The 13,113-nt window shown below is 35.4% G+C and carries 9 protein-coding genes; 1 reads left to right on the forward strand and 8 read right to left on the reverse strand.

From position 1 onward, the window contains the following. Nucleotides 1-8: 8 nt before the first annotated feature. The 6 genes from AC1EUU_RS04525 to AC1EUU_RS04550 form a co-directional block, all read right to left on the reverse strand. Nucleotides 9-3,167: a SusC/RagA family TonB-linked outer membrane protein gene (locus tag AC1EUU_RS04525; protein ID WP_480200188.1), complete on the reverse strand. Its 3,159-nt coding sequence runs from the start codon at nucleotides 3,165-3,167 to the stop codon at nucleotides 9-11. Nucleotides 3,168-3,501: 334 nt separating this feature from the next. Beyond that, complete coding sequence (locus tag AC1EUU_RS04530) at nucleotides 3,502-3,852, reverse strand: cupin domain-containing protein (protein WP_480200189.1); 351 nt, start codon at nucleotides 3,850-3,852, stop codon at nucleotides 3,502-3,504. A 48-nt stretch (nucleotides 3,853-3,900) separates the two neighbouring features. Next, the gene (locus tag AC1EUU_RS04535; RefSeq protein ID WP_480200190.1) at nucleotides 3,901-5,949 is read right to left on the reverse strand and encodes a polysaccharide lyase family 7 protein; all 2,049 of its coding nucleotides are present in this window, start codon (nucleotides 5,947-5,949) and stop codon (nucleotides 3,901-3,903) included. Nucleotides 5,950-6,559: 610 nt separating this feature from the next. Then, nucleotides 6,560-7,441 carry a dienelactone hydrolase family protein gene (locus AC1EUU_RS04540; RefSeq protein ID WP_480200191.1) on the reverse strand — a complete coding sequence of 294 codons (882 nt, stop codon included), beginning with the start codon at nucleotides 7,439-7,441 and terminating at the stop codon, nucleotides 6,560-6,562. 4 nt (nucleotides 7,442-7,445) lie between these two features. Beyond that, a complete protein-coding gene (locus tag AC1EUU_RS04545) occupies nucleotides 7,446-8,150 on the reverse strand; it encodes a LytR/AlgR family response regulator transcription factor (protein WP_480200192.1) in 705 nt (234 codons plus the stop codon). Then, a complete protein-coding gene (locus AC1EUU_RS04550) occupies nucleotides 8,147-9,157 on the reverse strand; it encodes a sensor histidine kinase (RefSeq protein ID WP_480200193.1) in 1,011 nt (336 codons plus the stop codon). Before AC1EUU_RS04550 ends, AC1EUU_RS04545 begins: the two co-directional genes overlap by 4 nt. 189 nt (nucleotides 9,158-9,346) lie before the next feature. On the opposite strand from AC1EUU_RS04550, the gene AC1EUU_RS04555 reads away from it, so the two are divergent. After that, entirely contained in the window at nucleotides 9,347-11,737 is a 2,391-nt protein-coding gene (locus tag AC1EUU_RS04555; protein ID WP_480200194.1) for a TonB-dependent receptor domain-containing protein, read from the forward strand. A 344-nt stretch (nucleotides 11,738-12,081) separates the two neighbouring features. On the opposite strand, the gene AC1EUU_RS04560 is transcribed toward AC1EUU_RS04555, so the two are convergent. After that, nucleotides 12,082-12,240, reverse strand: coding sequence for a hypothetical protein (locus AC1EUU_RS04560; RefSeq protein ID WP_480200195.1), 159 nt, complete (start codon nucleotides 12,238-12,240; stop codon nucleotides 12,082-12,084). A gap of 83 nt (nucleotides 12,241-12,323) precedes the next feature. Next, on the reverse strand, nucleotides 12,324-13,106 hold the full coding sequence (locus AC1EUU_RS04565) for a nuclear transport factor 2 family protein (RefSeq protein ID WP_480200196.1): 783 nt from the start codon (nucleotides 13,104-13,106) through the stop codon (nucleotides 12,324-12,326). Nucleotides 13,107-13,113 lie beyond the last annotated feature (7 nt).

Here is a 13,113-nt window from a genome sequence, read left to right on the forward strand (position 1 = left end):
TTCTTCTTTTAAAAATTAACATTTATACCAAACGTAAAACTTCTTACTATCGGGCTTGCACCTACTTGCACTCCGTAAGTTGTTGGTCCTGCATAACCGGTATTAGTAGTTTCAATACCTTCTGGGTTATAAGAAGTATAATCATCGCCATATAAATACAATAAATTAGTTGCAGCTCCATAGACCCTAGCAGATTTTATTCCAATTTTGCTTATCCATTCTGGTTTAAGAGTATATCCTAAGGTCAAATTACGTAACGCTACGTAAGATGCATCTTGGATGCCATGATCAGTTTGTCGTCTATTCCCAATATAATGCTCACCATTGTGATCAGCAATACCATCATCATTAACATCAAAACTATCTACCAGTCTTCCAGACCATTGTGATTCATAGTAAAGTGGATCAATATTATAGACTTCTGCTCCATGAGATCCTTGCCATTGCATCGACAAGTCAAAATCTTTATAACTCAGGTTACTACTTAGCCCCCAATAAAAATCTGGAGTTGCTTGTCCTATTTTAACATAGTCATCACTATTAATTACACCATCTCCATTCTGATCTACTACATAGGATTCACCAGATGTATTGTTGGGATGTCTTGTTGGGTCTTCTAAAAATCTCATCTCTACCTCACCAATGGTTTGTAATCCCCACATTTCACCAATTTCTCCCCCAACATAATTTCTAAATACAGGGCCTCTACCACTTTGCCCATATTGTATTTGAGGTAATTCGTCTACATCAACTAAATCTGTAATTTCTGTATCAACAGTTGCCAAATTGAAGTTAAAACTCCAATTAAAATCTTCTGTCTGGATCGGAGTAGCCGATAACTCAAGTTCTAAACCAGAACTCTTCAAATCACCACCATTCACAATAATAGAATTATAACCAGTAGCTACTATAGATTGTGTTTTTCTAAGTAGCATATCTTCAATGTTTGAAGTATAGTAATCTACACTTAATCTGACACGGTTATTAAGGAACCCGAGGTCAACACCATAATTAGTCTCGGTATTCGTTTGCCAAGTTAAGTTCGGGTTTGGAGCGTTTAGTGGTAATAAAAACCCTAAACCATCCGCCGTTGGCCCTGCATTTAAGAGACTTAAAGCATCATATGAGCCCAAGAAAGATGTAGTCCCTAAAGAACCGGTACTAAATCTTAATTTTAATAAGTTAAATGTATCACCTTCCCCGAAAAAAGATTCGTTATGCACATTCCACCCTAAAGAGAAGGCAGGGAATGTTCCGTATCTTTCATTAGCTCCAAAACGAGAATCACCATCTCTTCTCAATGATGCCGAAAATAAATAACGGTCGTCATAGGCATATTGAACTCTACCAAATATACTATTTCTTGTTCTTGTCTCATCCCTTTCAGAAACCACAATATCTTCTGGATCCAATAAATTATAATTAACGATATCGCTATTGGGAACATTAGTACCTCTTAATGCTGTACCTTTAAAATAGGTGTTCTGAAATTCATAACCCAATACTGCGGCAACATCATGCTTATCACCAAAAACTTTTGCATAATTCAAAGTTGTTTCACCTAACATTGAAGTTCTTTTTAAATCGGTCTGATCTAAGTCTGTTTGTGTTGTACGTGCTCTAGAATCTGCACCTAAACCTTGATAGTAAAAATCTTGAGTATCATTAAGGTCTCCACCGAAGACAGTTTTAATATTTAAACCATCAACGATCTCATATTGCAGGTATGTGGAAACGTTACCATAGTAAGTTTTCTGAGATAGATCTGCATTATCAAGTTTTTGAGCTGGACCTGCATCACCTGACCCCCCTATACCATTGTTTGCTCTACCATAATGCCAATCATCTACCCTATCGCCTGGCATCAAATCGAAGATACTAGTTGGGCCAATACCCCCTCTATAACCATTATCAAAAGGTGATAGACCTAAACTTATGGCTTCACTATTTAGTGCTTGAACAAATGCAATCGACTCTGCCGTATGATAAACAGGGTGAACGCCATATGCTCTTAAAAGATCTCGCATGTCATGGGCCAGGATATCTCTATCAGATGTAAATCCATTAAAGCTTAAACCAGCCTTTATTTTCTCACCAAGCGTAACATCAAGATTTAAACGTGCATTGATCCTTTCAAAGCCCTGTGTAATTGCTACACCTTCAGTATTTTGATAACCGACTGACGCAAAGTAATTAACACTCTTTGAGCCTCCTCTAACGCTAAGATCATGACTATTCTGAACACCTGTTCTAAAAAGCCAATCTTCGGGGCTTATAGCACCAGGTGAATTCTCATAAGCTCTTAATCTATATTCTACGAAATCAGGATCTATTTGGGAAAGGTCCCAATTACCTGCAGCAATCTCTTGTCTAGAGATAGCAGCCCATTCAGGTCCTGATTTTAAGATATTATCTCGATATTTATTTGAGAAACTGACGAAAGCATTATAGCTAAATTGAGGTTCGCCAGATCTACCTTTCTTTGTTGTGATTAAAATAACACCATTTGCCCCTCTCGAGCCATAAATGGCAGCTGAAGCCGCATCTTTTAATACTTCTAGGCTTTCAATGTCATTTGGATTAACTGTCGCTATGCTACCTGAAATTGGATATCCATCTACAACAATGAGCGGTCCTGAATCACCTGAAATTGAAGAAGCCGCCCTAACTTGTATTTTCGGGGCTGCTCCTGGTTCGCCACTTTGATTTTGAACTAGAACTCCTGATAACTTACCTGCCAAGGCTTCATCCACACGAGTTGCTTGAATTGCTGCAACACTACTGCCTTCAACTTTAGCAATTGCTCCCGTAAGATGTGATTTTTTGCGAGTACCATAACCAACAACAACAACCTCATCTAATTGATTTGCATCCTCTATCATAGATATATTGAGTGTTGTTTGGTCGGTTATAGTAACATTTTGAGTTACATATCCAACCGAAGAAAATTGTAGAATATCACCACTTTCTACTTCAATTTCATAATTACCATCAAAATCCGTTGATGTTCCTGTACTAGTTCCAGCAATAATAACATTTGCTCCAGGTATTGGAGAGTTATCTGATGCTGAAGTTACTTGTCCTTTCACTAAAAAGCTTTGTTGTGCTAAAAGGGCAGCACTTGAAAAAAGCATAATTAGAAGAATTAACTTAGTTTTTAAGTTCATAATACATTGTTTAGTTAAACTGAATTAGTATTTACGTAGTTCCTTAAAAACATACTAATGAATACAAAAAATATAAATTTGTTTACTATTTTTGTATCAGGCATGTTTGGTAAACTACATGCTTATTACTTCCCTCCAAAGAAGTAAGATTAAAGGATAGGCGTGCACCTGTCCTTTTTTATTTGTTATTTTTTTTGGTTTACCAAATTGGTTTACCAGATTGGTTTTCCAAATATATAATTTTTTTTTAATAAAAAAAATGGAATAACTATTTTTTTGATTTTCAACCTATTAATTACTCTAAAGACCCAGAGGAAATTATAGACTAAAATCGCTAACCTTCCATAAAATCCTCTCGAATTGGGCTAAACACATCAATCAAAACGCCCCTTTTAGTGCAAACAGCACCGTGTAACATATGTGGAGGAATATAGACTGAATCACCACCTTTTACCAGTTTAGTTTCATCACCAATAGAAAATTCAAATTCACCACTTTCTACATAGGTTACTTGCGAATGGTAATGCTCATGTCTATAACCGATTCCTCCTTCATCAAACTCAACTTTGACAAGCATAATTTTATCATCAAAAGTCATAATTTTTCGCTTTACACCTTCTCCTACCTTTTCCCATTCTAAATCACTATCTAATACAAACTCTTTACTTGCTCCGTATGTTTTCATATAATATTCTATTAACTTTATTAAATCTATTTTACAATTTAACTCAATTCATTCTGGCGGTGTTCCAGGGCCTACTGTTGCTTCCCTAAACCATACTTCTGTATAGCATCCATTTTCGTATTGCTTAGCAATATCACCTCCGTAGGTTTCAGCCCCTGCACACCAAACTAAATTTGTTTCCGGGCTTTTTCCATTTGTTTGATTATAGGCTCCTTGCTTAAAATAATTCAATTCTCCACTATAGGCAATGTTGCGTTCGGTTCCATCTTGTCCTATGGGAACGAACAATCTTTTCACTTGAGTGGGTAGGTCTGACTTATTCACATATTCAGATTCGATAAGGTTTTTAGTAAATGTTTTCGTTTCATGACCTTCAGACTTAAATGTGAGATACATAACACCCTTGTAAACATTTACTTCATAACTAAATTCTTCCCCCAATTCAATACCTTCAGCAGGTTCAGAAGGGTAGTCTGTTTTACTTTTTCCAATAACCGACATATCATATCCCCAAACTGGAGTAGAAAAATCCCATCTCCCAGAATTGTCATTACCTGCGGTATTGATTTCATAATTCCAAAAGACAGATCCTTTCTTATGACCTGGAAACTTCTTATAAAATATTTTTAGCGGTTCATTTTCATGCCCTTCTCCACTATGTATTTGTCCAACCACAGTTGAGTAGGAAGCCGCAACTCTGGCATCACCAGAAACGGATACTTGCATTACTTTGCAGGTGCCTGTAAGTTTGCCACCTTCTTCGGGAGTCCATTCTCTTTTTTCTTGCAATTCAGTTCTTGTATTGCTAGAATTTTTTGAAGTAACTCCGGAATTTGGAGTTTTATAAACAACCCATCGTCTAGTACCATCAATTACAGTATAGAAAAAGTTTTTGTCTTCAAATTCAGTAAGGTCTTGCACACTAGTTCCATCTCCAGTTAAAATTTTAAATTTATCCATAAAAGGAATGACCTCATGCGGATACACTGTTTTTTTACTTAAGTCGTCATTTGCTTCAAAATATCCTTCGTTTGAAATCGCATCATCACTAATTTCGATACTTGCCGATTTAAACCAAACTTCGGCAAAATTTCCGTTCTCATATTGTTTTTGGATATCGCCACCATGTGTTTCAGCTCCTGAACACCATACCTTATTTACTTTAGGGTCTTTACCGTTCGTTTGGTTATAACAGCCTAACTTAAAAAAGAGTCCTTCGTCAGAATAAGCATTTTCACGCTCTACTCCATCTTGACCTATGGGCACAAATAAATTCTCGACTTGATCTGGCAAGTCTGAGCGCTTTACATACTCAGATGCGATCAAATTTTTGGTAAATGTTTTGGTTTCGTGACCTTCACTCATAAATTTAAGATGCATGATTCCATCCTTGATTTTCACTTCATAACTAAACTCTTCTCCTAAAGCGATGCCGTCTTTTGGTTCTATTGGATAATTGTTTTCACCGGTACCAACAACAGAAAAATCATAACCCCAAATAGGATAAGAATAATCCCATCTTCTTGAATTATCATCACCAGAAGTGTTGATTTCATAATTCCAAAATACAGAGCCTTTGGTATGGCCAGGAAATTTTTTATAAAATATTTTAAGTGGTTCGTTTTCATGCCCATCTGCACTATGAATCTGACCAACAACTACAGAATAAGTTGAAGCAACGCGCGCATCACCTGTAGTAGCCACATTCATTACTTTAAGAGTAGCGTTCATTTTAGCATCTGTCATTGGTGACCACTTTTTTAATTGAGCTAGTTCAGTCCTTGTATTGTTTGAAGTGCCATGGGTATTACCTGCATTAGGGGTTTTAAATACTACCCAATCATCTTTTCCATCGTTAGTTGTAAAAAAGAAATTCTTATTCTCGAAATTAGTTGCTTGGCCTACATTAGATCCATCACCTAAGATTAAATTCCAATGTTGGAAAAATGGTATTATATCGTTGGCATTACCTAATTTCTCATGATTTTTTAGATCCCTTTGCTTTTTATTTATATCAGCACAACTAAACAATAGTGTGATAGTACTTACCAATAATATTTTAAGAGTAATCTTTGATGAAGTTGTTTTGAAGTTCATTTTATATGAAATGTTGATATGTTTAAAAGTAATAACTGTTTTCAACAAAACCTTTAAGGTTATAAAAGCTCGTTATTTAAATTGGTTAACCAGATTGGTTTACCAAAAATAGAAATATAAATTTAACCGACAAATTATTTTCGATATTATTTTATTATTTGATTTAAAACAGAGGAATTATAAAGAAAATAATTTGTTCATTAATTGAAGTGATGAATTAGGTAATATTTATAAATGTGATCGTCCTAATAGTAAAAATTTACGACTATTAATAGCTAATTCGGTGAGTAAACGAAAATATCAAAATAGGTAACCGAATTACTCACTTTTTTGATCAATTTTTACCGTATCAAATAGAGGTAAATCGAACTAAATAAAATGAAAAAAGCCTGTAAACATTTTATTTACAGGCAAATGAGTTTAAATGGAACCAAATTTCAGCGGAGAGAGAGGGAACAGAACTTTTGTTTTAATTAATTGATATACAAATATTTGAAATAATACTTCTCTCCTACTTACCGAATTGCTCACTTTTTATTTATGACTATTTATTGTCATTTAGCATTAAGAAATTTTAATAAAACAATAATTCCGACGCTATCGACTGGAATTATAACTTTTCCTTGAAGAACTCGATCGTCCTCTTCCAAGCCAATTCTGCAGCTTCTTTATCATAGCGAGGTGTACTTGTATTATGAAACCCATGATTTACATCGGAGTATTCATAAGCCACATATTCTTTGTCTAATTTCTTTAAAGCTTTCTCATATTCCGGCCACCCAGCATTTACCCTTTTATCTAACGCGGCAAAATGAAGCATCAAAGGTGCTTTTATTTTATCTATTTCTTTTTTTGGTTGACCCCCGTAAAACGGAACGGCAGCAGCGAGCTCAGGGACCTTAACAGCCATCATATTTGAAACCCATCCTCCAAAGCAAAATCCTACAACACCTACTTTGCCATTACACTCTTTATGATTTTTTAAATATTCGAATGCCGCGATAAAATCTGCTAGCATTTCATTTCTATCTCGTTGTCGCTGCAATGTTCTGCCTTCATCATCATTACCAGGATAGCCACCAAGTGGAGAGAGGGCGTCAGGAGCCAAAGTAATAAATCCGGCGAGCGCTGCGCGTTTCGCTGTATCTTCAATATATGGGTTCAAACCTCTATTCTCATGAACTACAATGATACCTCCAAGTTTACCTTTAAATTTCTTAGACTTAGATAATAAACCTTTAATATCTCCTCCACCACCAGGTGATGTGTAAGTAATATATTCTGAATCTAATTCTTGATTATTACTATCTACCAGCAATGTATTCTTATAATCTGGCATCAAAAAACTCATTAATGATGTTATAGTAATTCCTCCAACAGCATATATTCCTAATTTTTCAATAAAATCTCTACGTCCGATCTTATTATGCGCATAGGCATCATAAAGATCAAAAACTTCTTGTTTGATATCCTCTTTTCGTAATTCTTTCATAATTTCATCGTATTATGGTATTCATAAAATTTTCTTTATACGCTCTACCAATAGGTAGTTTTATTCCCTGAATCAAATAAATTTGATTCCCAACTACCTTTTCAATTTTTGTCATATTGACAATATGTGATTTATGAATGCGGCAAAAGTCATTAGATAAAATCTCCACCCAATAGTTTAATGATTCGGTGGAAAGATGTTTTTTACCTTTTGTGATTAGTTCTGTATAGTCCACATCGGAAGAGATATGAATTACATCATTAATCGCTATTTTGATGTATTCATGGCCGGATTTAATATAAATTTCTTTTTTAAAAGCTGTTGATGTCTCAATATCACTCTTAGCAAAATTATCATGGGGCCTTTGCTTCTTTATTTTTGATACAGCTTTAACAAAGCGTTGAAAAGAAAAGGGTTTCAACAAATAGTCAACCACGTTGAATTCATAACTTTCAAGGGCATACTCGGAAAACGCGGTTGTTAGAATTATGTGCGGAGTATACGGTACTGTTTTTAAGAAATCAATACCTGATAATTTCGGCAAATGGATATCCAGAAATACTAAATCAACCATATTAGAACGTAAAAATTCTAATGCCTGGACAGCATCTGAAAATATTCCCTTCAATTCCAACGATCCAATGTCCTCAATGTATTTTTTAAGGACTCGTTGTGCTGGTGGCTGGTCTTCAATGATGATACATTTCATGCATCTGTAATTTTTTGTAAACGCATAGACAATTTAACTTCATAATTAGCATTATCAGATGTAATTGTCAAATCATGAGCATCTGGATACAACATATCCAATCTCTTCTTCACATTCTCCAAACCTATTCCGGCATCGATGGTCTCCAAATTCCTAAAAGCTACAAAGTTATTTATACACCTGAAATACAACATGTCATTTTCCATATACATATCGATAGAAATCTGAATGTCTTTCGATTGCCCCGACTGACTATGCTTAAAGGCGTTTTCTATAAAGACGATCAGTATAAGTGGAGCAATAGCATAAATTGGCAATATTCCACGAGTAGTAAAATCTACCGTTCCACGATCTCCGATTTGCAATTTATTGAGTTTTATAAAATTATGTAATTGTTCAATCTCTTTTTGAAGCGGTACAAACTTCTCTTTACACTCATAAAGCATATAGCGTAACAGCCCGCTGAGTTCAAGAATAATTTCTGGTGTCTTTTGAGAGCCCTCTAAGGCATGAGCATAGAGGTTGTTCAAATTATTAAATAAAAAATGTGGATTAATTTGCGATCTCAAAAATTGGAGTTCGCTTTCCTCTACGGAGGTTTGCAATTCTTCAATTTGTTCTTGTTTCTGCAAGGCATCCCATCCAAACTTAAACCCTGATAGTATCGTAATTACAGGGAGTACGCCCAGAAGTGTAAAGAAAACACCGGGGAATGTTCTTGCCCTTCGCGTACCTGGAAAAAATAATTGCTCTAATACCAGTTCCTCTAATACTATGAGTGCTGCAATGACCACGACTACATAGCCCAAAAAATACCAATACTTTTTACGGTATAGAAATCTTGGCATTAAGTAATAGCCTATGATCACAGCGGCAATTACATAGGTCAGAAAAAAAACAACCTGATGTATTTTAAATCCGGGGTTGTCCCTATCAAACGAATAGAATAAAAAGACCAATACAAAAAGTATCAGTTGGAAGATCAATTCTTTTTTTGATATCACCATAGTTTATAAACTTGTTTCAAAACTATCCTATGCAAGTTAATAAAAGAAAAATATCCCGTGAACGGCAGAATGACCTCCCTGAACAACAAGTTCTTATTCAAGTGCCGTTTACCATAAAAGGTACGTCGTTCACGGAATATAATTTCAGTTAAAGTAGGGTTTTCAGACATTTGAATAAAATTTTGGATGATGAACAACAAACTTAAGTCTAGTATACTTCTAGTAATCGCAGCCATGTTTTGCTTGTTCAAGGTGAACGCGCAGCAAGAATTAGTAATGTATCAGGGTAAAGTAACCGATAAAAAATCAAGGCAACCGATTGCTTATGCCACAGTTTTGATAATTGATAAAAACACCACTAAAGGCATTACAGGCACCACAACATCAGAGGATGGTCACTTTTCTTTAAAGGTTCAAAAAGGCGATTATCATGTGGAAGTAAGTTTTATTGGTTTTCAGAAAATGATTGTACAGTTGCCGGATTCAGAAGGCAGAACTATTGATTTAGGCACCATAGAGCTTTTGGAAGACACAAAACAATTAGAGGAAATTGTGGTACGAGGGGAAGTCTCCAAAACGGTTTTTAAATTGGATAAACGAGTATTTAATGTCGGAAAGGATTTAAGCTCAACGGGAGCAAGTGCCTTAGAAGTATTGAATAATGTACCGTCAGTAAATGTGAATATTGAAGGGCAAATCAGTCTGCGTGGAAGTACAGGTGTACAGATTCTTATTAATGGCAAGCCATCTATTTTAGCAAGTGATGAAAATAATGCGTTAGGCACCATTACGGCCGATATGATTCAGCAAGTAGAAGTCATCACGAATCCTTCTGCAAAATACGATGCAGAAGGCACCTCAGGGATTATCAATATTATTATTAAAAAAGAAGAAAGAGAGGGGCTAAATGGGTCCGTCTCATTGAATACCGGGGCTCCAGACAGTCATAGTGCTGGAGTTAGCCTCAATCGTCGCACGGAAAAATTTAATTTATTCAGTCAAATGGGTATTGGATTGCGCGAGCTACCTAATGACATTGAGAATTCCAATATCGACTTAAATACTAACACCGCTATTTATACAACAGGAACAGAATTCAGAAATGAAACTTATTATAATTTTGTTCTTGGAACAGATTATCATATCAATGAACGGAATGTCGTTACCCTATCAGGCAATTTTGCCCTGGAAATTGAAGACCAACCTTCAGAAACAAATTTTGCTTCTGAAGATCTAACTTCCGGCACCATTTTATCGGAGTGGCAACGTGTGGAAGTCACTGATGCGAGAAATCCAAAGTTTCAATATGAACTGCAGTACAAAAAAGATTTCAAAAGCCATAAAGATCATGCCTTATTGTTCAGTGCCTTGGGTAATTTCTTCGGAAAAGACCAGTCCTCGGAATTTGTGGATACAACTCTATCGGGCGAAGACAATAATAGTACGCAGCAGACACGTACCGACTTTAAGGAATCTGTATTCACTTTTAAATTAGACTATACAAATCCCCTCAATGAGAAATGGACCCTGGAAACCGGAGCACAATATGTTTTAAACGATGTAAGTAATGATTATGAGGTCAATAATTTAATTGATGGCATATTTGTCAATGACCCGGGACTGACTAATATATTTGAGTATGACCAAAAAGTATTGGGTCTTTATGGAACTGGCGCCTATGAAGGTAAAAAATGGGGTATAAAAGCCGGTTTGCGTATGGAAGCTACCGACTTAAACACCATACTGGCCAATACTGGTGAAGCAAACGACCAGAACTACACAAATCTGTTTCCAAGTATACATACCTCATATAAATTTACGGATAAGCTATCATTCCAGGCCGGGTATTCTAAGCGAATTTACCGACCGAGATTGTGGGATTTGAACCCCTTTTTTAATATTAGAAATAACTTCAACATACGGCAGGGAAATCCTGATTTATTACCTGAATTCACCGATTCCTATGAAATAACAAGCATTTATATGTTGGGCAAAGTATCTTTAAATTTTGGTATATATCATCGCTATACAATTGACGTTATCGAGCGCGTTTCCACCTTTGAAAGTAATGTCACGACTTTCAGGCCTGAAAATATTGGTACTAACATAACGACCGGTTTGGAATTTAACACAAAGTTCAGTCCGTTTAAATGGTTAACACTGAATGGGGACTTGAACTACAGTAGGTTCCAAAGAAATGGTTCGTTTGAAGAAACAGTGTTTGATTTTAGTGGTGATCAGTGGTCATCAAAATTGATGTCCAAAGTAAAGTTGCCTGCAAAGTTTGATCTTGAACTCACCGGCAATTACCGATCCAGCTATAAAACTGTTCAGGGAAGCATTAATGATCAGCTTTTTATGAACTTGGGACTTCGTAAAGACCTTATGAAAGGAAAAGCAGTACTAAGCTTGAGTGTACGAGATGTTTTCGCTTCTAGGATATTTGAAAACCAAATAGCTCAAAATGATTTCAATACATTTAGCAGTCGACAACGAGGACGATTTGTGGCTTTCGGATTGAGTTACGGTTTTGGCAAGGGCGAGGCCATGCAGTATTCCGGGCAGCGTAGACGTTTTTAATAGAGTTCATTATTTTTAGCCAAACTCCGATTAAGAAATACTGCAAAAATGTGGTCAGGATATTAACAGAGATTTTAGTTATCATTATTCTGAGTTTTATAACTAATTCGGCGACCATAAAAAAATCAAAATAGGTCGCCTTTTATTTGGTGCTAATTGCACCTAAATGAAACTAAATAAAATGAAAAACCCATCAATTCATTTTATTTGATGGGTTTTGTGCCGTTTTAGCGGAGAAAGAGGGATCAAAACCTTACTTGTAACTAGTTGATTAATAAATTATTACAAACATACCTCTCTCCTACTCACCTAATTACTCACTTTTTATTTACCACTATTTGCTACTATTTACATCTAGCATCTAATTCTGCCGTCCAACCCGTTCCAGCTCTAGTAATAGCTTCTCTATATTCTTTATTTTGAACATCACGAAAAGCAAATACACCAGGTAAATTAGTATTTGAAGACTTTTCTTTAGTAATTAAATAACCAACATCATCCATATCTACAACTCCTTTAAATAAATCCGTGTTTAGCTTATATTCAATTACAAAAAATACTCCAATTACAACTATTAATAGATAATTTAAAATTTACCGGAGTTTCCCCATTGGTCTTTAGGCAGTATTTTCTCTTGAACATCCCAATGTTCTACAATTAAACCATCTTTTAATCGGAATATGTCAATAAACGCATAATCTTCGTCATTAACTATGGCATGACTCAAAATTGAAACAAAATTTCCTTGACCAAGTAACAAGTGTAATTTTTCATAACCTGCTTTAATATTATTTGCAATATTTTTTTGAATATGCGCCATCAATCCATCTATACCATCACCAATTGTAGGATTGTGCTGGTCATACTGTTCTGTAGACACATATTTTGTAATGTTGTCTAAATTTCTGCCGATTAAAATATCATTAACGAACTTCCTTACATGCTCTTTATTTGCTTCCGTTTTGTCTAAATCTTCAATTTCTGTAGGACCATCTACCATAGTACGACCTGAAACTGAAGTTTCTTCATACACTTGAATAGCATCCCAATGTTCAATCATACGATCGTTATCGTCAGTATCAAAGAAATCTGCTGTAACCCATTTTGCTTCACCATTATTTAAACTTTGATATACGTGAGCAAAAACATATTGGCCATCTTCAAAAGCACGGATTATTTGAATATCTCGTACAGGATTTCTTTTAAGAAATGGGCCGAAAAATTTCATAAACCCATCTTTATTATCTCCTACTCCTGCAGAATGTTGTGTATATCTGGCGCCTGTATATTTATCAAGTGCTTCTTCCATATGACCATCACGAATCCCTTCTAAATAAAGACTCTTCGCATTTTCTAATTTTTTACTCATTGTTATT

It is taken from the genome of Maritimimonas sp. 2205BS37-2 (assembly GCF_056591755.1).

Bases quoted from the DNA above. Each gene is read 5' to 3' on its own strand.
- AC1EUU_RS04530 (WP_480200189.1), bottom strand. From the start codon at position 3,852: ATGAAAACATACGGAGCAAGTAAAGAGTTTGTATTAGATAGTGATTTA.
- AC1EUU_RS04540 (WP_480200191.1), bottom strand. From the start codon at position 7,441: ATGAAAGAATTACGAAAAGAGGATATCAAACAAGAAGTTTTTGATCTT.
- AC1EUU_RS04555 (WP_480200194.1), top strand. From the start codon at position 9,347: ATGAACAACAAACTTAAGTCTAGTATACTTCTAGTAATCGCAGCCATG.
- AC1EUU_RS04550 (WP_480200193.1), bottom strand. From the start codon at position 9,157: ATGGTGATATCAAAAAAAGAATTGATCTTCCAACTGATACTTTTTGTA.
- AC1EUU_RS04560 (WP_480200195.1), bottom strand. From the start codon at position 12,240: ATGGATGATGTTGGTTATTTAATTACTAAAGAAAAGTCTTCAAATACT.
- AC1EUU_RS04545 (WP_480200192.1), bottom strand. From the start codon at position 8,150: ATGAAATGTATCATCATTGAAGACCAGCCACCAGCACAACGAGTCCTT.
- AC1EUU_RS04535 (WP_480200190.1), bottom strand. From the start codon at position 5,949: ATGAACTTCAAAACAACTTCATCAAAGATTACTCTTAAAATATTATTG.
- AC1EUU_RS04565 (WP_480200196.1), bottom strand. From the start codon at position 13,106: ATGAGTAAAAAATTAGAAAATGCGAAGAGTCTTTATTTAGAAGGGATT.
- AC1EUU_RS04525 (WP_480200188.1), bottom strand. From the start codon at position 3,167: ATGAACTTAAAAACTAAGTTAATTCTTCTAATTATGCTTTTTTCAAGT.